This window comes from Parascardovia denticolens DSM 10105 = JCM 12538 (genome assembly GCF_001042675.1).
GTDB classification, from domain to species: domain Bacteria; phylum Actinomycetota; class Actinomycetes; order Actinomycetales; family Bifidobacteriaceae; genus Scardovia; species Scardovia denticolens.
In genome coordinates this window covers 1,150,353-1,169,818 of sequence record NZ_AP012333.1, presented here as the reverse complement: position 1 = coordinate 1,169,818, position 19,466 = coordinate 1,150,353, and the positions used below count along the sequence as shown (strand labels likewise).

Annotated in this window: 16 protein-coding genes and 1 tRNA gene; 11 read left to right on the top strand and 6 right to left on the bottom strand. The window is 60.5% G+C overall.

The window, feature by feature from the left end:
* Nucleotides 1–3: 3 nt before the first annotated feature.
* The 6 genes from PSDT_RS04910 to PSDT_RS04885 all read left to right on the top strand — a co-directional run bounded on the left by PSDT_RS04910 (nt 4) and on the right by PSDT_RS04885 (nt 3,548).
* Nucleotides 4–579, top strand: a complete 576-nt coding sequence (locus PSDT_RS04910) for an FtsB family cell division protein (protein ID WP_006290331.1) — start codon at nt 4–6, stop codon at nt 577–579.
* Nucleotides 580–663: 84 nt separating this feature from the next.
* On the top strand, nt 664–1,269 hold the full coding sequence (locus PSDT_RS04905) for a DUF501 domain-containing protein (RefSeq protein ID WP_006289049.1): 606 nt from the start codon (nt 664–666) through the stop codon (nt 1,267–1,269).
* Nucleotides 1,260–2,255: a Ppx/GppA phosphatase family protein gene (locus PSDT_RS04900; protein ID WP_006289050.1), complete on the top strand. Its 996-nt coding sequence runs from the start codon at nt 1,260–1,262 to the stop codon at nt 2,253–2,255. The genes PSDT_RS04905 and PSDT_RS04900 overlap by 10 nt, the downstream gene beginning before the upstream one ends.
* 196 nt (nt 2,256–2,451) lie before the next feature.
* A tRNA-Leu gene (locus PSDT_RS04895) sits at nt 2,452–2,534 on the top strand.
* 20 nt (nt 2,535–2,554) lie between these two features.
* Nucleotides 2,555–2,974, top strand: a complete 420-nt coding sequence (locus PSDT_RS04890; protein ID WP_006289051.1) for an FKBP-type peptidyl-prolyl cis-trans isomerase — start codon at nt 2,555–2,557, stop codon at nt 2,972–2,974.
* Nucleotides 2,975–3,071: 97 nt separating this feature from the next.
* A complete protein-coding gene (locus PSDT_RS04885; protein ID WP_006289052.1) occupies nt 3,072–3,548 on the top strand; it encodes a GreA/GreB family elongation factor in 477 nt (158 codons plus the stop codon).
* Nucleotides 3,549–3,696: 148 nt separating this feature from the next.
* On the opposite strand, the gene trhA is transcribed toward PSDT_RS04885, so the two are convergent.
* Nucleotides 3,697–4,659, bottom strand: a complete 963-nt coding sequence (gene trhA / locus PSDT_RS04880; RefSeq protein ID WP_143828284.1) for a PAQR family membrane homeostasis protein TrhA — start codon at nt 4,657–4,659, stop codon at nt 3,697–3,699.
* Nucleotides 4,660–4,893: 234 nt separating this feature from the next.
* Here trhA and PSDT_RS04875 point away from each other — a divergent pair, with 234 nt between their 5' ends.
* Both PSDT_RS04875 and PSDT_RS08355 read left to right on the top strand, forming a co-directional pair.
* A complete protein-coding gene (locus PSDT_RS04875; protein WP_006289054.1) occupies nt 4,894–6,402 on the top strand; it encodes a sensor histidine kinase in 1,509 nt (502 codons plus the stop codon).
* Between the two features lie 132 nt (nt 6,403–6,534).
* The gene (locus PSDT_RS08355) at nt 6,535–6,675 is read left to right on the top strand and encodes a hypothetical protein (RefSeq protein ID WP_006290333.1); all 141 of its coding nucleotides are present in this window, start codon (nt 6,535–6,537) and stop codon (nt 6,673–6,675) included.
* Nucleotides 6,676–6,779: 104 nt separating this feature from the next.
* Here the strand turns inward: PSDT_RS08355 and PSDT_RS04870 are convergent, their stop codons facing one another.
* The 4 genes from PSDT_RS04870 to PSDT_RS04855 all read right to left on the bottom strand — a co-directional run bounded on the left by PSDT_RS04870 (nt 6,780) and on the right by PSDT_RS04855 (nt 12,484).
* Complete coding sequence (locus PSDT_RS04870) at nt 6,780–7,052, bottom strand: WhiB family transcriptional regulator (protein ID WP_006289055.1); 273 nt, start codon at nt 7,050–7,052, stop codon at nt 6,780–6,782.
* A 116-nt stretch (nt 7,053–7,168) separates the two neighbouring features.
* The gene (locus PSDT_RS04865) at nt 7,169–9,289 is read right to left on the bottom strand and encodes an FtsK/SpoIIIE domain-containing protein (RefSeq protein ID WP_036737400.1); all 2,121 of its coding nucleotides are present in this window, start codon (nt 9,287–9,289) and stop codon (nt 7,169–7,171) included.
* A gap of 195 nt (nt 9,290–9,484) precedes the next feature.
* Complete coding sequence (locus PSDT_RS04860; protein ID WP_143828285.1) at nt 9,485–10,942, bottom strand: LCP family protein; 1,458 nt, start codon at nt 10,940–10,942, stop codon at nt 9,485–9,487.
* A 132-nt stretch (nt 10,943–11,074) separates the two neighbouring features.
* The gene (locus tag PSDT_RS04855; protein ID WP_036737402.1) at nt 11,075–12,484 is read right to left on the bottom strand and encodes an LCP family protein; all 1,410 of its coding nucleotides are present in this window, start codon (nt 12,482–12,484) and stop codon (nt 11,075–11,077) included.
* Between the two features lie 189 nt (nt 12,485–12,673).
* Here PSDT_RS04855 and PSDT_RS04850 point away from each other — a divergent pair, with 189 nt between their 5' ends.
* Together PSDT_RS04850 and PSDT_RS04845 are read left to right on the top strand one after the other, a co-directional pair.
* Nucleotides 12,674–16,201 carry a beta-carotene 15,15'-monooxygenase gene (locus PSDT_RS04850; protein ID WP_143828286.1) on the top strand — a complete coding sequence of 1,176 codons (3,528 nt, stop codon included), beginning with the start codon at nt 12,674–12,676 and terminating at the stop codon, nt 16,199–16,201.
* Entirely contained in the window at nt 16,201–17,841 is a 1,641-nt protein-coding gene (locus PSDT_RS04845; protein WP_006290338.1) for a DUF5719 family protein, read from the top strand. Before PSDT_RS04850 ends, PSDT_RS04845 begins: the two co-directional genes overlap by 1 nt.
* 102 nt (nt 17,842–17,943) lie before the next feature.
* Here PSDT_RS04845 and PSDT_RS04840 read toward each other — a convergent pair whose 3' ends face one another.
* Nucleotides 17,944–18,363, bottom strand: coding sequence for a metallopeptidase family protein (locus PSDT_RS04840; protein ID WP_006289061.1), 420 nt, complete (start codon nt 18,361–18,363; stop codon nt 17,944–17,946).
* Nucleotides 18,364–18,625: 262 nt separating this feature from the next.
* Between PSDT_RS04840 and PSDT_RS04835 the strand changes: the two genes are divergently transcribed.
* The gene (locus PSDT_RS04835; protein WP_006289062.1) at nt 18,626–19,429 is read left to right on the top strand and encodes an HAD-IIB family hydrolase; all 804 of its coding nucleotides are present in this window, start codon (nt 18,626–18,628) and stop codon (nt 19,427–19,429) included.
* Nucleotides 19,430–19,466 lie beyond the last annotated feature (37 nt).

Below are 19,466 nucleotides of genomic sequence, written 5' to 3'. Positions count from 1 at the left end.
TCTATGACCGTCCGCATGCCTTCCCAGAAATCCTCCAAGAAGTCCGTCAAGACCTCCCCGAAAGGTAGGGGGACGGCCTGGTGGATGGCTTCCGGAATCAAGCAGAACGGCCCCATCGCCTTCTTCATCGCCCTCATCATCATCCTCGTCGCCTTGGCCCAGTTCGTCTCGACCATGGGGACCTACATGCGCAACGCGAGCGAGCTCAACAGCCTCAAAGCCCAGGAAGCGAGCCTGATCGCCAGGAAGGAATCCTTGAAGAACGACATCTCCCGCTGGGATGACGACGCGTACGTGACCACCCAAGCCCGGGAAAGGTTGGGCTTCGTCTATCCGGGGGAGAAATCCGTCACTTTGAAGAACTCCCGGCACCGGAACAAGACCGGCTCTGAGTCCTCCTCCTCGCAAGGCCAGGACACGACGAGCGGCCAGAAACCCCCTTGGTACAAGGAGATGTTCTCCTCCTTGCAGAAGGCCGACAAAGGCAAGTCCGACCAGAGCGGTGAATCTGGGACCTCCCCACGCATCTCATCCGACAAGGAACAGCAGAAGTGGGAGAAAAGCCGGCAGTACCAATGACGGTGGTTGATGGCATCGGCCGATGAGGACAGACGATGACAACACCAGCAAAGACACCAACAACGATACCTGTAGAATGAAACCATGACACCCAGTCCCTTCCACCAACACAATTCCGACCTGTTGGACGCCCTTTTGTCCTCCGCCGTCTCTGCCGAAGACATAGCCGCCGTCCAAGCCCAACTGGGCCGTTACCCTCGGGGGATGGTGGCCGTCGGAGCCCGGTGCGTCTGCGGTCAGCCCCTGGTGACCGTCACCCGTCCTCTTCTGGATGGGGGGATCCCCTTCCCGACGACCTTCTACCTGTCCGCTCCAGTCGCGACCAAGGCCATCTCCCGCCTGGAGGCTTCGGGGATAATGACCGACCTGACCGATCAGGTAAGGACAGACCTTGAAACCAAAGCGGCTTACGGGCGGGCGCATCTGGCCTATCTGGATTTCCGCCGTCAGCTGGCGCTGCGTTTGGGGGATAGCGAAGACCATATCGAAGGGGTCAGCGCGGGGGGCATGCCCGAGCGGGTCAAATGCCTGCACGCTTTGGTCGCCCAGTCCTTGGCCATGGGCCCGGGAGTCAATCCCATAGGAGACAAGGCTTTGGACATGGTCAAAGATGAATTCGACCCAGCCGTCTGCCGCTGCCCACAAGGACGGGACGACGCTCGGTCCCACGAAGGAGAATCATGGCTGTAACCGTTGCCGGTATTGATTGTGGAACGAATTCCATCCGATTGATGGTCGCCACAGTGAGCGAGAAAGGGATGGAGGCGATCGTCCCCCGCGTCATGCGCGTCGTCCGTTTGGGGCAGGACGTGGATAAGACCCACGAATTCAGCCCGGAAGCCCTGGCCCGGACCTTTGCGGCCATCGACGAATTCGCCCGGATCCTGGAGCCGTATCAGGTGGATGGGATCCGCTTCGTGGCCACCAGTGCCACCCGTGACGCCCGCAACAGGCGGGAATTCGAGGACTACGTCCAGAAGAAACTGATGGTCCGGCCGGATGTCATTCCGGGCACCGAAGAGGCCCGGCTCAGCTTCCTGGGGGCCACTTCGGTCATCGATTCCGCCCTTCATAAGCCCCCTTACTTGGTCATGGACCTGGGGGGCGGTTCCACCGAACTGGTCCTGGGTGGGGATGGGGTCGCTTCTCCCGACCACCAGGTCAGGCAGGCCTATTCCATGGATATGGGGTCGGTCCGGGTGTCCGAAAGGCATCTGGTCAGCGATCCTCCCCGGCAGGAGGAGATCCAGGCGGCCACCGAGGATGTGGATCAGGCGATTGACGAGGCTTGCAAGCAAGTGGATCTTTCCGCCACCGGCACCTTCATCGGGGTCTCCGGGACCGCCACCACCATGGCCTCCGTGGCCATCGGCCTGACTTCATACGACCATGACGCCATCGACGGTCAGGTGATCTCCTTCGACCGAATGGAGGAGGCCGACGACGAGGTCCTCCGCATGACCCGCGATCAGCGGGGACGGTTGGGGGTCATCCATCCCGGCCGTCTGGATGTGATCGGCGGGGGAGCCTTGGTCCTGACCGAAATCATGAAGCGGATCCGGAAGGATACGGCCGCAGCCGGGCATGAAGTGGACCAGGTGATGGTCAGCGAACATGGTTTGGTCGAAGGGATTGTGCGCGACCTGGGTCTGCGACTGCTGCAGGCTCAAGGCTAGGCTTAGGCTGATGCTCAAGACCTTAGGGTCAGACCGAAGCTCCTGGTCAAAGCTGAGGACCAGCTTGGGGTCCAGGCCCAAGCTGAGAGGCTTATCTTCCTTAAACCGATTTGTCTTTCCTAGACATAGACCTAACCTTGTGGCATAATGAAGAGGTTGCCAGACTGCCGGCCGCTGAAGACCGTCGTCGGCAGCCGCCTCGATGGCGAAATGGTAGACGCAGCGGACTTAAAATCCGCCGACTTTATTGTCTTGCGGGTTCGAGTCCCGCTCGAGGCACGAATGGAAAAGGAGATTACATGACCGTATCTGAGATGCCGGAAGTCAATGCCGAATTTGGCGCCGCCCCAACCTTGTCTTTCCCCACCGAACATGCCCCTGCCGGGCTGAAAGGCGTGGAATTGGTGGAAGGGGATGGCCCTGTGGTCCGCAAGGGCGACGTGGTGACCGTCAACTACCATGGGGTGGTTTGGGGCAAGGAGACCCCCTTCGACTCCAGTTTCGACCGTCATCAGCCTGCGACTTTCGCCATCGGCGTAGGGCAGGTCATCCGTGGATGGGACCAACTGGTCCCGGGCCACAACGTCGGCTCCCGCCTGGTGGTATCCATTCCGCCTGAGTATGGCTACGGTTCCCGCGGCATCCCTTCGGCCGGCATCGGTGGTGGCGATACTCTAGTCTTCGTCATCGATATCATCTCCACCACTCAAGGGCGTTGAAGCCCCCGCGGCTGAGCGCCTCTGGCACCGTGGAAGGAGCGCAGGGCCAGGCGGACGGCCGGGGACAATCATAAAGTCGTAACGCAAAGGAGTCATTATGGCTGAAGAAAAAGTCTATTTGCTGACGCAGGAAGCATATGACAAGTTGAAGGAAGAACTGACCTATCGGGAAGGGGACTTGCGCGAAGAGATCAAAGCGAAGATCGCCGCGGCCCGGGCCGAAGGGGATTTGAGCGAGAACGGCGGTTATCAGGCCGCTCGCGAGGAACAGGGGAAGAACGAAGGACGCATCCAAGAGCTGACCGTCAAGCTCCGCGATTCCCAGATCCTCAAGGCGCCCAAGGCCGGCAAGGTGGGTCCGGGGTCTTTGGTGGTCTTGGAAATCGCCGGAAACGAGATGACCTACGTCCTGGGGTCCCATGATCTGGCTGTGGCCACCGATTTCGACATCATCAGTCCTGAGTCGCCCATCGGAGCGGCCATCAACGGGAAGAAGAAGGGGGATACGGTGACCTATGCCGCCCCCAATGGGCGTGAGATCACCGTCATCATCAAGAACGCCAAGCCTTTGTGATCGGGATTGCGGGGTTTCTATACTGGCTGATGGCTAGCTGACTTGATTTCTGTCTGACGCCTGATACCCGCTGGCTGATAACTGATGGCCGTGGCTGATGTCTGACTGCAGGCTGCCGGTCCCGCTTCCGCCCGCTCTGGTCGGAAACCTAATGGGCGGCCTGCATCAAGGAGACGATCACGAAGTAAATCGCCACTACATGGCAGGCATAGCCGAGGACCGTCCCGGTATGGAAGATCTCATGGAAGCCGTAGACCATGGGCCAGGGGTCCGGCTTCCGCAGGCCGTAGACGATGGCTCCCAGGATGTAGCAGGCGCCGCCGGCGACGATCAGCCAGACGACGGCTGGACCCGCGTAAGGCGACCGCCAGAAGAGGTCCAGGAACCCCACTCCGGAGACCCCGAAGACGATGTAGATGATGGTGTAAAGCCAGCGGGGGGCGTTGATCCAAATCACGTGGATGATGAGGGCGATGGCGGTGAAGATCCACATGCTGGCGATGATGATGACGCGCCACCGTTCTTCCAAAGCGAAGGAGACCGGGGTGTAGGTCCCGGCGATGAGCAGGAAGATATTGACGTGATCAATCCTGCGAAGCACGTCGGTTACTTTGGGAGACCAGTCGCCCACGTGGTAGATGGCGGAATTAGTGAAAAGGATGAGGGAGCTGGTCATGAAGACGGCGCAGGCCCATTTCGTCCCAGCGTTGGGAGCCAGGCATATGAGGACGATTCCGGCGGCCAGGGCCAGGGGAGCCGTGACCAGGTGGATCCAACCGCGCATGGCGGGTTTGGGCCGCCCGTGGACATCCAGACGGACCTTCTTCTTGTAGGTGCCGCGGGCTTTCTGTTCGATGACGCTGGCCTTGTACTCGCCTTTGGCTAGGATCCGGTCCGCCTTGGCCCGCGATTTCATGCGGATCGAATCCGCTTTGGCCTGGTCTCTGGCCATGCGAGCCTTGCGCACCTGATCCACGGCTTGATCGCTCACTTCGGGGAGCGAGGCCTGCGGACCGTTGCCGGAGGCCCTGTCTGCCTTCCCCTCGTCCTCAGCCTCTTCATTGATTGTCTGATTCCGCTTATCGACCATCCGAACTTGTTTATCGACCATGCCAAGCCTCCTGCCAGTGATTGCGATGAATTGCCGTTGATCACCGTTTCTTACTTTTGGTTCCTGTTGATTACCGTTGATTCCTGTTGTGATTATCTTTGATTGCCTTTGAGCGCCGCCTTCTTCCCCTAGTCTATCATCGACTTCCCGCTTTGCCGGAATGTCCTCAGCCCTGCCTGTCCATCTTCCGCGACGGCGCGTCATGTCTTGTCCCTCGGGCACTACAATGAGACTATGACAGATTTCACTGACGTATTCGCCCGCAGCACCAGTTTGGAAGACGAAGACAAAGCTTGGCTGCGCAAGCTCATCGACGACTGGCAGGTCATGGCCGATTTGAGTTTCGCCGACCTGCTGATGGTCATCCCGATCTTCCACGACGGCAGGGACGGGCTTATCATCGCCGCTCAGTGCCGCTCTTCGACCGTCGTCTCCCGCCAGGTGGAGGACATGGTCGGACAGGTGTTGCCGACCATCTTGGACCCTCTTGTCAGGGACGCCTTGAGCGGGAAGGACACGACGGGGATCGACCATTACCGGATGGTGGGCACGGCGACCGTATGCGATGACGTCGTCCCCATTCGCAGGGATGAGAGGATTCTGGGCGTGCTCATCCGCGAGACCAACATGATCACCCGACTCGCCAATGGGCATTACGAATCGGAGAGCATCAGGGTCGGCCACGCCCTCTTCGACATGGTGGGGGAAGGGTCTTTCCCTTATAAATGCGATCTTCTTTCCAAACAAAGGCATGATCCCCGCGTCTCCGACGGCTTCCTGGTCCTGTCGGAGGAGGGGATCGTGGAATACGCCGCCCCCAACGCCGTCAGTTGTCTGCGGCGTCTGGGGGTGGCGACCGATATGGTCGGACGGTATCTCAGCCAGTATGTGACCGACCAATTCAGCAAATCGGACGCCTCCGAAACCTTCACCGAGGCTCTGCCGGGAGTCCTGGCCGGCAAGTTCTTCGCCGACGCCGAAATCACCACCAGGAACAGTTCCATCGCCATGCGGTCTTTCCCCCTCTACCATCGGGGGGAGCGGACCGGGGCCGTGATCCTCTGCCGGGACGTGACCGAAGTCCGTCGCCGCGAACGGGAACTGGAGACCAAGGACGCGACCATCGCCGAAATCCACCATCGGGTGAAGAACAACCTCCAGGCCGTCTCCTCCCTCCTGCGTTTGCAGGCTCGGCGGACCTCCAATCAGGAAGTGCGCAAGGAGCTGCAGGAAGCTATGCGCCGGATCGAGACCATCGCCGTCGTCCATGAGGGGTTGAGCAAGACCGCTGATGAGAACGTCGACTTCGACAAGGTGATCGCCAACCTCTTGCATATGGCCGTAGAGGTAGCTTCGACCGATGAGCAGCACATCAGCATCTCCTATCTGGGCAAATTTGGCACTATGGCCGCCCAGGACGCCACCCCGCTCTCCTTGGTCCTGACGGAGCTGGTGACCAATTGCGTGGAGCACGGTTTCGAGGACCGGACGGAGGGCACGATCAACATTTCGGTCGGGAGGAGCGGGAAGAAGCTCAACATCCTGGTCGAGGACGATGGGAACGGTTTGGGGTCGGAGACCGACGAAAAAGGGTCGGCGGCGCGGTCTTCGGGATCCGGTCTGGGCACTCAGATCATCAACACTTTCGTGACCAATGATTTCGATGGTTCGATTACGTGGGAATCCAACTATCCCCATGGGACCCGGGTGACCATGTCCATCACCTTGCGGGCGACGGAGTGATGGGTGATGGGCATCAGATAGACAGGCGCTAGCGGATAAGCGCTGGGGACCCGGATAGGAAGCGGCTACCAGACGGGCGAAGAGTGGAAGATATAGGACAAAAATGCAGGGCAAAAAGGCGCGGAGGAGAAGATGCAGGAGGAAAAGGCGCAGAGAAAAAGGCGCAAAAGACAAAGAATAAAAGAAAGAGGAGGCTTGGAATCATTCGGTTCCAAGCCTCCTCTTTCTGGTCTTTCCGACATCGCGGCGATGAATCATGATGATGAATCGTGATAATCATCCGATGCCTGTCGTCCGTTTCATCTGCGGTCCGGCCGTCCGCAACGCGGCATCGGCGGTTGGCGCCTATTGCCTGTGCCTGCTTGATACGCTGTCGTTTAATGCATACGCATGCCGCTACGACGGGCCCTCATATACTTGCGCTTCAGGGCACGGCGCTCATCTTCGCTGTATCCGCCCCAAACGCCATAATCCTGGTTGGTGTCCAATGCGGTCTTCAAGCATTCATCGACGACAGCGCAAGTACGGCAAACGGCCTTGGCCTCTTCAATCTGTTGAAGGGCTGGACCAGTGTTGCCGACGGGGAAGAAAAGCTCGGGATCCTTATCGCGGCACGCCGCTTTCGCCCGCCAATCCTGGGAACTGCTCACGGAAGCCTCCTCTTACAGTAAATGTCCTATATAGAGATAAGCACGAAATGAGCGTTTTGGCAAGCCTTTTACCTAAAAAAGATAAGAAAAACGGGAGAATCCCTCTTGCGGATGAGTCAGGGGGTGCCCCCATCCAGTTGGGTGAAGAATTGGACGGGGATTGGAGTCTCCTCCCAATAAAACCCTCTGCCGGGAATCCGGGATTTTCCTAGGTAAGTGTCCGATAGGAGCTCGGAAGGCAAGCCCCAGAGCAGGTCTGTGGCCTTGTCCCGGCTGGGGATGATGATGCGAGCTTGGCAATTTTGCGGATAATGGACAAGATGGGCCTCCGAAACGGTGTAGATGAGGGTGGTGTGAGGGTCCCGGTCGGCATGAGTGAAATCCTCGCGGGAATGGATGAAGGATACGCCCGGGCAGGCGACGGCTTCTTTCAGGTCTTGCGCCAACGGGGGGATGGGACTTGCCCGGTCCTGATCATTCAAAGAATCCTGGCTGAACTTTCCGAAAGAAGGTCCCGGAGCTTCGGGCAGGCCCGCACCGAAGGGGTCAAGGAAGGGCTCGGCGTCGTCGCACAAGGCCAGACGGTTCGGCGGAGGCCCCTGTCCGCTGTGGAGAGCCAGAAAGGAGCGGAGGATGATGGCGAGAACGGTGCTTTTCCCGCACCCCCGTGGGGCTATGACGGCCAGGGTACGTCCGTCCAAAGGGAGGAACCATGGGCTGGTGACGACGCCGTCATCTTGGAGACCCAGTAGCAGGGAAGAGGGGGAGGGCTCTTTCGCGGGCGGGAGCTCTGCCCACGGCAGGGACCGGGGAAGGGGACGGCTGAAAAGTCGGATGGTGGGTCTCTCATTCCTGGCGCAAGCCATGAATCGGGCGGCGGCCTTGATTTCGGATACCAAGCGCTGGCTTTCATGGGGGCTTCTGGTGAAACAGCGGAAGGGGAAACAGGAATCGCCATCGTTCAGATAACCGATGCCCGGCTCCTGAGGGCTGATGGATGCGGCCAGGGGAGTGGACAGGAGGTCGATGGATTGGAGTGGGTCGCGCACGCGCAGGCAGATATGGAGGGAAAGGTTCGCCTTCATCTCGTTGCTGATTTGGCCCATGGGGCTTTGGGTGCAGGCGATCAGATGCATGCCGAGGGAGCGTCCCAGGGCGGCGAGGGAGACCAGACGGGGTATGTAATCCGGCAAAGCCTCCTTTAAAGCGTGGAATTCGTCGACGACGATGATCAGCCGGGCGGGCGGGTCAGACAGCTGGTCGATATTCGAACACCGCTGCTCTTGGACCAGGGTCTCTCGGCGCTTCAGCTCTTCTTCGATGGCGAGAAGGGCCCGTAAGGCATGGGCGATATCCAGGTCGGACACATTGCCGACCGTGTGGGGCAGGCGGCGTAGGGTTTGGAAAGTGGCTCCGCCCTTGAAGTCAAGAAAGATGAAATGAAGTTCCTGAGGGGAGTAGTGACAGGCGAGGGACAGACACCAGTTCTCCAGGAAAAGGGATTTGCCGGAGCCGGTCGTTCCGGCGACTAAGGCATGAGGGCCTTGACGGTTCAGGTCTATCGCCAAAGGCGCCTTCTGCGGAGCGTCCTTTCCCGGCAGGAGGCAGGATCCAAGGATGATGGATAAAGATGAAGGGCGGGGAAAATCGGAAGAATCGACTGTCGCCGGAGGCATCCCGACTTCAACCGCATCCGAATGGGTCGTGGCGCTTGAAGAAAGGACAGCCGCTTGAGGAGATGAATCCGACCTCAGCCAGAGGGCCACAATCCGTCTCCAGTTCAAACTATCGGCCTGGCCCTCCTTGATTCCGGATACGGGGGATTCCTCCGCTGGAAGATATTGCCCCAAGGCGTTGGCGCTGACCTGCAAAGGGTCTCCTGGAGAGGAGATGCCTTCCCCGGGAAAGGGGGAAGTTCCGGGGTGGGTGAGGGCGGAATCCTTACTCGACTCCGGTCGGTCGCCAAGACCAGCTGTTTTCTTCTGCGATTGAAGACGGCGTTTTTCTTCCTCGTAGCGGACCACAATGATGAAGACGAAGGCGAGTGAGGAGATGAGGCCGGGGACTAGGAAGACCAGGTAGAGGTAGTTATGGCCGACCAGCATGAAGACGAGCATGACCCCCTGCCCAATTACCCCAGCCAAATTGGGCAGGAGGGAGGAAAGGAAGTCCCATCGGGCGGTCCTTCTGACTATCTCGGGTTCCGTATTCGTGTTTCGGGAACGTGCTTTGCTCATGCTTCCAGTCTGACAGGGAAGACTCGGCCTGTCCATCATAGGAAGCGAATGGGGATAAACGTGAAACACGCCGGAAAACATTGGCTTTCCGACGTGTGGATAAGTGACGGAGGGGACTGCGGAAATCCAGCAGGCATTGTCAGCCGTCCGCAGTTGCCCATCACCGCGGGCTATGAGCGGCGGACGACGGTCAAATCAGGAGGCGGATTGGCCTCCCACCGTCCCCGGAGCCTGCTCGCCCCGGGCCAGACGGGAGAAGAGGTTGTGGTTGTTGGTGGAATCCAAGAGGATACAGGAGCCTATCCCTGAGGCCGGCTGATAATCCTGCGAAGTGTAATAAACGGTGCCGCTGACGCCTTTCCCTCCTGTCGCCGCACGGAAGGCCAAAGCCATATCAATCAGGGTGAAAGGAGAGGTCTTCTGGTCGACCGTCATGGACCCGAGTCCGGCCTTCAGGACCCGCTGGAGTCTGATGGGGTTGAGAATCAAGGCGGGGGAGGATGCTTTCTTCATGATGGCAGCTATCACCATCCGTTGGCGTTGGGTGCGTCCGAAATCGCCCAAAGGATCCGAGTAACGCATGCGGGACATGGCCAAAGCGGTCTGTCCATTGGCCGCATGACAGCCTGCCATCCACTGGAGACCGGATTTTTCGTCGTTCACCGTCCGGTCATAGCAGAGCTGGACGCCTCCCAAGGCGTTGACGATGGTCTCCAGCCCGCCGAAACCGACTTGCACCACATGGTCGATCTTCTGCCCGGTGACCCCTTCCACGACTTCGACCAGTTTCTCATAGCCATACAGCTCCGCCACGGCGTTGATCTTCGAATCCTGGCCGTTCACCTGAACGTAGGAGTCGCGCGGGATGGAGATGAGTGAGGCAGGGCCATGGGCGGGCTTCGTCAGCACCATGATGGTATCCGTCCTGAATCCCGGCACCTGGTCCGCGCTTCCTCCCGTCGTGCCATCGCGGGCGTCGGATCCCAGGATCAGCCAGGTCGACCCTGTGGAGTCGGCCGCGGCCGAAAGGTAGTCCTTATGGCTGAGGTTGGAATTGACCACCCCGAAGATCCAGAGCAGATAGACGAGAATCAGGGCCAGGAGGGCGGCGATGACGCGGATGGCGATTTTGCCAGGTCCGGCCTTTTTCCTCCTGGCGGCCTGCGGGCCTGTTCCGGATGGGCCAGCCGGATTCCTTCCCGGGCCTGCGGGAAGAGGCGATGGGGAGGGGAGGGAGGATACGGGAACTTGGCCCTGCCGACCGCCGCTCCTAGTGGAAGAGGGGGATCCGGCGGGGATGACATTGCTGCCGGATGCGGCTGTGCGGGCTTTGCGGCGAGGGGGGATCGACTGTGGTTGGCCCTCCGCGTCCGTCTGCGGTCGACTTGGCTGCCGTCCCTGTGCGGATTGCCCCGTCTGTCCGGTCTGCGCAGGCCGCCCTGCCTGCGCAGACGTCTGCCGGGGGCGAGAGGAGGTCTGCGAAGGTGACGAGGCGGGCTGATAGGAAGGAGGCAGACCTTGATCCGAGGACGCGCCTTTTCCCTTGTATCCCGCATGCCCTTTGCGTCCGTCCGAAGATGCGGATTGGGGGGACGCTTTCCTGGCGGAAGGCTCGAAACTGGGGGGAAGGGAATCGTATTCGTTATCGGTCATCGTCATCCTTCGCTGTGCTTGGGGACTTCGCTAGGCTGGGGAAAGCCGCAAATCTCCCTTCATTCTAAGGGAGAAGGCAAAGGATGACGGACGAGGCCGGAAGTTTATACAAAAACTTTATATAGGTCCGGGTCAGCTTTCGATCTTGCAGAAGGTGTAATTCACGTACTTCTCCGCGAAGCCGATGTACCAGCCGGTAGCCGGATCGCTGATGACCCCGGAGTCCTTGTCCACCGTGCCCCCGGTCCCGGGATCGATGAGGGTACCGTCGGCCTTCTTCTGCAGGCCGGTGTGGGGGTCGACGGGGGAGAGGGGGAGAGAGGGACTGGAAGCCGAAGAGGAATCGCCTTGTGAAGGGCTGCTTTCCGAGGGGGAGGAGGAAGCGGAAGAGGAAGGCTTCTTCGCGGAATCGTCGTCGCTGAGCGACTTGTCATCCTTGAGCCTGTCCCAGACGGAGGAAGCCGCCTGTGTCCATTGCACGCGGTTGGGATCATAGGTGGAAGTCTCCACCGGGATCGTCTGGGAGTAGATGCCGTGGCCGCCGCTGTTGGCCGCCAATCCCGCCAGACTGGAAGCCAGGCCGGCCAGGACGTCCACCTTGGCCAGGCCTTCGCTCATGCTCAAAGAGTTGATGGCGGATTTGGCCAATTGGTAGAGCTGATTGGTTTGGGTGAAGAGGTTCTTGTTGGTGGCTTCGCGCAGGAGCATCTTGATCAAGTACTGTTGGCGGACGGTTCGCATCACGTCGGATCCGTCCCCGATCCCATGGCGGATCCGGGCGAACTGGGTGGCCTTGACCCCGTCCAGGTGGTGGAGGCCGCGTTTGAGGGACAGGTTGGTATAGGAATCGTTGAAATCCTGGGGGACGCAGATGTCCACCCCGCCGAGGGCGTTGATCATGGTGCTCATGCCGGAGAAATCCACCACGATGAACTGGCTGATATCGAGGCCGGTCAGGCTGTTGACCGCGTTCATGGTGCAGCTGGCGGCCGACGAGACGTTGTTGGCCTTGGTGTAAGCGGTGGCGAAGATGGAGTTGAACATGATGTTGCTTTGAGCCGGTATGGTTCCGGCGGTGGTGGTGCAGGCGGGGACGCTGACCAAGGAGTCCCGGGGGATGGAGACGATGTCGATGAATTTACGGTTGGCGGAGATGTGCACTACCATGGTGGTGTCCGCTTGGTGGTTGGAGGCGTCTTCGGGATTGTTGTCGTTGATGAGGGCCCCGTTCCTGCCGGCGCGGGCGTCCTGCCCGATGACCAGGATGTTCAAAGCCTTGCCTTCATTGGGGTCTACCGTGGTTTTCACCACTTTTCCGCCTTTGCCGATGACCGTCACGGACGACTCTTTGACGGCGTTGGCCAAATCCATGTAAAGCGCTCCGCTGGCCACGGCCAGAAAAGTCAATAGGCCGATGAGGACCATGGCGATGCCCCGCGCCAGCCTCTTGCCGGTGATGAAGTTAACCGAGTGCAGAGGAGGGTCGTAGGAATTGATTCGCAACGAGATGTGACGATGCTGGGAGCGATGGTGGTCAGTCACAGGGGTCCTTCCGCGAAGTCAGATAGTGTTCAACCTCTCATTGTAGACCAGGACTGGCATTTGCGGGATCCCAAACGGCGGAAAAATGGGCGAAAGGTAAAGAAAACGTCCGAATTCCGCCCTTTCTTCGCTCCCTTTCCTTTCCAACCCATACAGTGGTATTCGGGAAACTATGCAAAAGGTGGTGCTATGACGAATCCTGAGGATCAGATCAGGGAGACTCGCGGCCAGGGCGCGAGGTCGGCCGACCCTGACCTTGCCGAGACTCCTGGCCAGGCTTTTTCTCCGCCGGCCCCGCCCCGGCCGCCGGCCTCTTCTCCCAAGACCTCGTCCGTATCGTCTCCCTCCTCGTCTCTTTCTTCAAAGAGTACCGATTCGAAGAATCCCGGAGAGCCCGCCGATGAGGCCACCGGCGGGGTCCCCGATTTCGAATCGGAAGGTCCCCAGATGGAAGATGAGGACGAGACGACCTATCTTTACGAAGAAGACAGGAACCAGGCCCTGCCTGTGGACGACTGCATCCTCGCCGCCATGGGTGGAGCCATGGATGGGCGGACCTGGTCAGAAGACCAAAGGGTGGAGTCCGCCGTGGCCGCCGTCATCACGGTGGAGGATGACAGCCGCTATCTGCTGAGGACCTTGGAAGCCCTCCTGAGCCAAAACGTCCTGCCTGGCGAAATCATCATCGCCCAAGCGGCCGGAGGCAAGAGGACGGGCAAAATGGACCTCGGCCCAGGGCGGGAGATCGCCGTCCCTAGGCATCAAGAAGGCCATCCGGATCAGGAAGAGCCTTGCCGCATCCACGCAATATCGGTCAAGGCCGGCTCCTTCAGCGAAACGGTCAATGCGGCCCTGAACCAAGCCAGGGACGAGGGGATCATCTCCAACCATGTGACCGACCTCCTTCTCCTCCACGATGATTCTCGTCCCGTGGGGACCTCCTACCTGGAGGGCCTGCTGGAGACCAAGGAGAAGAATCCCAGCGCCACCGTCATCGGCACCAAACAGATGGATTGGGCCGACCGTTCTTTGCGCAACGTCGGCTATTTCGCCGCCCCCGGCCATAAGGTGGCCAGCCTGGTCGTCGACGGGGAGGAGGACCAGGAACAGTACGACGACCGGTCCGATGTCTTCGCCGTCTCCCTGTCCGGGGCCTTGGTCAACCTGAACCAGTGGCTCCACCTGTCCCAAGGGCCCTACCCCTTCAGCACCCTGGGCCAGTCCCGCGACTTCTGCCGTCGGGTGTGCCGCAGTGGGGGCCGCGTGATCATCTCCCCCCAAGTGCGCACCGCCCATCGGGCCGCCCGCCTGGAAGGTGTCAGGGACTTACGGGGACGCCGGGTCGATGATCCGGTCAACGAGCCTTCCACTTCTTACGGGGCCCAAACCAAGGCCAGGGATACGTATTTCTATTCCGACCTGCCCGTATGGCAGTGGATTTTCGCCTGGCTTGGCCGCTGGCTCTTCTCCCTTTACGCCTGCGCCCGCCTTTTGGGACGCAAACAGGTCGCCGAAGCCGGGGCGGAATTGACCGCCCCCTGGCGGGACCTTTTTTCCCTGTTCACCATGATTTCCGCCCGGATCCGGGTGGCGTCGCAAACCTCGGTCCCTTTGCGGAGCCTGGCTTTGCTGCAGGCTTCCCGCGGCCAGATGAAGACGTGGAAGGAAAAAGCCTTCTCCGCCGCCAACCAGAACGATGACGCCCTTCTCAACCCTTTGGTCCGGGCCCATCTGGCCGCCCGCCGCCGGGTCCGTTATGGTTGGGCCGGGATCATGATGGTCATCGCCCTGATCATGGGCCTGGCCGCCAATTTCCCCTCTTTGCGTTCCCTCCTGAGCTTCCAGGCCGTCTCTTCGCCGATTCTGCTGCCTTCCGGGGCCAGCCTGAGACAGGTGGCGGAAAGCGCGACCACGTCATGGACCTACGCTTCCGGTCTGGGTCTGCCCGCCGCCCCCGCCCCCTTCCTCCTGCTTCTCCTCTGCCTCTGCGCGGTCACGGGCGGCCATGTGGCCATCGCCTATGACCTGATCATCCTCCTGGCGGCCCCTTTCGCCGCTTTGGGTTTCTGGGCCTTGGCCGGAACGGTCACCAGGTCCAACTCCATCCGGGTCGCCTCCTCCCTGGCCTGGGTGGGCCTGTCCATCCTGATGGGGATCTACGGCCAGGGCAACCTCCCTTTGCTCATCACCACCATCTTCCTGCCGGCCGGGCTGGCTTTCACTTTCAAGGCCTTGGGCATGTACCGGACCGAGTACCTGAGCAAGCCTTTGCCTTCGGCCCAGCATGGGGCCTGCGCAGCCCTTTGCCTCATGGTCGTCTGCCTGTGCGAACCCCAATACCTACCGGCCTTCCTCCTGGCTTACCTGGCCTTCTTCTTGCTGGCCCGCTCCCATAAGTCTTACCTGCTCCTCATCCCTTTGCCTTCCGTGATCGTCCTTTTGCCCACCGTGGTCGACTCTTTGACCCGCTGGGGCCAGGGGGGCTGGCGGCAGTTCTTCATGGATTCCATGACCCCTGCTGTTTCTTCTTCGGGGACGGTGACGGCAGGCGGCGCTTTGATTGGGTCTTTCGCCCGGCATTTGGGGGTGTCTGGGATCCTGACTTCCAGTTCCTCCTCCAGCCTGACTTCGGGGCTGATTGGTCTGGGGCTTTCCTCTACCGTCGCCGCGCCCTTGACGGGCCTGCTTTCCTGGATCGTCCTGGTGATTGTGGCCCTGGTGGTCCTTCTGGCCTTGGTCTCCCTTTTCCTGCCTTTCGCTTTGCGGCTTTCGCGCATGGTCTGGACCTGCGTCATAGCAGGGGTGGTCGTCGCCCTCATCGCCTCGCGGACCACGGTCTCTTTCGATGCCTCCGGCTCTCCGGTGGCGGGCTCGGTCCTTCCCGGTCTTTTGCTGGCTCTTATGGGCTTGTTGGCTGGGACCTGCCTGGTCGCCGGAGCCGGGGCCAAGTCCTTCACGGCTTTGAGCCGCAAACGCGATGACGGCAAGCGGGCCGGAACGGCGGGCGCGGCTCATTCCGTGGCTTTGGCCGGGCGTGGTTTGCTCAGCTTCCTGTTCGTCTTGGGGACCATCGCCGCCGTCTTCATCGGCATGCTCGCCCCCTCCGTGTCGGCCCGCCTGACTCCTTCCACGGCCCAGCTGCCCATGGTCGCCCAGGATTACCTGGCCGCACGACAGATCCGCCGCATCCTGGCCGTGGACGCTTCCAACCCGGGGGAGATCTCTTATGCTTCCATGCGGACATCTCGGGGGGACGTCATCGACCTCAACCCCAGCGCCCAAGCCCGGCTCGTCTCCTCCTGGCTGACAGGAGACTCAGCCGCCCGCCGGGGTGGGGTGGGCGCTCAGGATGAATCCATCGCCACGGCCCTGTCCCGATTGGCGGGTGAGGCTGACTCCTCAGCGGTCGCTTCCCTGAGCGCTTTGGGATTCGGAGGGATCTATCTGGTCAAAACGAACCAGGGTGAAACGGCCGAGCTGATTTCCCACCTGGTCTCTTCCGACGGGACCGAATCCGTAGTGAGCAATGAGCAAGGGACCTACATCCGGTTCGCCGTCGACGACACCAACACCCACGGCATCAGCCTCAGCGGCCAGACCCGGGCGGAATCCTCGTTCTGGCGCAAGGTTTGGCTCTGGTCCATGGGGATCGTCGGCGCCCTTTATCTTTTGGTCGCCTTCCCACGGCGTCATCGTTACAGTCAGGAGCAGGCATAATGGCAGATCGTTCGGAAACCGAGAACCGCGCCCTACCGTCGCGAGCGCCGAGAATCGTTTGGCGGGTCTTCCTGGGGGCTCTTTCGGCCATCCTCGTGGTGAGCTTGTTCGTCTACGGGGTCTTCGGCATCCCCCTGCCCGGGCTGAACGATCAGCCTCCTTCCCATCTGCCGGCCGCTTATCGGGTGGCCCGGACCCAATCCACCCAAGTGATTCCCGACCGGATGACCTTGGCCGATCCCCAGGCCTATGGAGACAGCCAATTCCAAGCCTCGTCCGGAGATATCTCGGCTTCCTGGCAGGCCGCCGCTTTCGGCTCGGTCTATCAATCTTCCGTGGCCGACATGATTTCCTCCGACCCTTCCGCGGTCTCTTCAGACCCCACCGGACCGGGCACCCTGTCCAAGCCGTTGATCGGTGCCGCCCAGGCGGATGATTCGATCTCCCTTTTGTCCGACAGCATGGGGGAGTCCCCCTTGGTCTTGTCCACCCGGATGACTTCCGACCGGGAGGGGACCGGGGCGGTCGCTTCCACCGTTTCCTGGGCGAGCAAGGGTGATTTGAAAGGGATGGCCGTCGCCAGCGCCGTGGACGCTCGGCTAGCCCAATCCTTCCTTCTGCCTTCCACCCAGACCGGCTGGACCCAGCAACTGGTCCTGGTCAATCCTTCTTCCAAAGCCACGGTCGCCACCATGAAGGCGCACGGTTCCCATGATGGGAATGCCTTGGCCTTGAGCGCCGACAGTTCGGTGACCGTGGACGCCCATTCGCGGACGATCGTCAACGTTTCCGCCACCGCTCCGGATCAGGAAGGGGTCTACCTGACTGTTTCCAGCTCCGTCACCCCCCTGTCCGCCTTCGTCCGCGTGGTCCATATGGATGGGTTGGACCCCCAGGGGAACGATTTCGCCCTTCCGGTGGACTCCGCCCCTGCGAATTCCACCCTCTCCTTGCCGGCCCTGGCTTCGGCCTCTGCCGCGACCGTGCGGGTCTATTCGGACCGAAGCGCCCATATGACCCTTCAATGGCTGACGAAGGAGGGGAAGAAGGAAGGGAAGAAAATCACCGTGACCGGGGGACAGGTCCAGGTCCTTTCCTTCCAGGATTTCCCGCGGGGAGCGCGAGGCTTGGCGGTGACCGCCGACCAGGATTTCTCCGTCAGCGCCGAGTTGAAGACCTCATCGGGGGAACAGGCCGATTTCGCCTTGGAAAACGGGCAGAAAGCCGGTCGTACATCGGCCTTGGCCTTGCCCAAGGATGTATCCGCCACGCTTTACGCGGCCAATTCGTCTGACTCCGAGACTGCGATGGTTTTGCAGGCTTTCGACGACCAAGGCAAGCTCATATCGGCGAAGACCTACCATTTGCCGGCGCATAGCGTGACGGCCCTGTCTTCCGCTTCGGCTTCCTCTTCTTCTTCATCCTCCTCGAAAGAATCCTCCGCCCGTGCCTTCTGCCTGGTCCAGGGGGAGGGGACGGCCTCCATCTCCAAGAAACCCGCCGCGGTGACCCTGTCCGCCTCTCTAGCGGCCCCTTCTCTGAACAAGGCCGGGGTCAAGGCCTTGGCGACGGTGAATGGGTCGTCTCTGGAAGTGGTGTCCGAACGTGTGTCCATCCGTCAGCAGCCCGTCCTGCGGTGACCGCTGGTTTTAAGGCAGGACTCTAGTCATGGCTCTAATTCTTGATTGCCAGGCATGACTCCAATCCGTATGGATCGACTTGATTCGCGCGAATCGGTCTGATCAGCGAGGGTCGATGTCTTCGGGATTCCTCCCCGTCAACTGGGCGAGTTGGCGGACAATTTCGTCGTGCATGACGAATTCCAACTCCCATCGACTGTGCGCGGCCATCTGGATTGGCAGACGGTAAAGCACGATGCGGGCGGCCTGCCCATGCTCGGCTGGATAAGACGCCGACAGGGGGGCGATTCTCTCTTCCCAAGGCAAAGGATCGGAAGGGGGAACGTCCTCCACGGCGAACTGGGTGTTGGCGATCAGGTCCGGCCATCCCCGGGACAGGCGCCGCAGCTGCGCGGCGAAAAGGGCGTCGAAGGTCCCGGCCGCCGTCCGATAGTGGGGCAACCGCAGGCCGAAAGGAGGGCGTCTGGCCCCTCGGCCGTGCCGGTCCCGATATCTTCTTTTTTCCCAAGGGATGTCGCTCATAGCTCTACTTTAGCTTTTCGTCCTTACTGGCTGGCTCCCATTGCATGGCTCTCACCACTCGGTTACTGCCTAATCCTTTCTGCCTCTCCCTTTTATTGTCTTCCTGTCGCCCTGTCGTCCTATCGACCCGTCTTCGCTCTTCCGATAAGCCGCCACCTTCATGCCCTGCCTTCATGCCCTGACGAGCCACTCTGACAAGCCGCCATGGCATAATGAAAAGGCAGAACAAGTCGGGAATCGTAGGAAAAGAAAGGTTGGCAGCATGGATCTTCCTCATTGGCAGACCGCGGATTATCACTATATCGCGAGCCGGGCCACGCTTATCGCCTTCGACTTGGACGGGACCTTGGCCCGGTCCAAGATGCCGATGAAGAGGGAAGACGCCGAACTTTTGAGCAAACTCACCTATTCTTTCCCGGTCGCCATCATCTCTGGGGGCCGATGGGACCTGATCGATAGCCAAATCCTTTCGATGATCTCCTCCTCAGCCGACCTTTCCCGCCTCCACCTGATGCCGACGACCGGGACCCGGTACTATAGTTGGAATGGGGCGGGTTGGGTCTGCCAATATGAAATCAACATCGATCCCCAAGACCGGGAGCATGCCTTGGCTTCCGTGCGGCGCAGGGCCCAGGAACTGGGGTTCTGGTATCCTCAGGACCGCGTTTGGGGGGAAAGGATTGATGACCGGGGGTCCCAAATCACCTTTTCTGCCTTAGGGCAGCAGGCCCCCGTGGACGCCAAAGAGGCTTGGGACCCTGATGGTTCGCGTCGGCAGGCCTTGGCCCAGGCCATCCAGGCCGATCTGCCCGAGTTGACCGTGCGGGCTGGCGGGGCGACCAGCGTGGATATTTCCGTCAAAGGGGTCGATAAATCCTATGCCGTCCGCGAACTCGCCCAGACTTTCTCCTGCCCTTTGAAACAAATCGTCTTCTTGGGGGACAGGATGACCCCCGAAGGCAATGATTATCCGGCGGCGAAGGCGGGCACCTACGCCATTGAAGTGGCCGGGCCTCAAGATACGGCTCGTTTCATCTCCCGCCTCTTAAGGGAATTAGGCCGCTAATTTCAATCGTATTCGGAAGTCTCCGTCGAAAACCCTC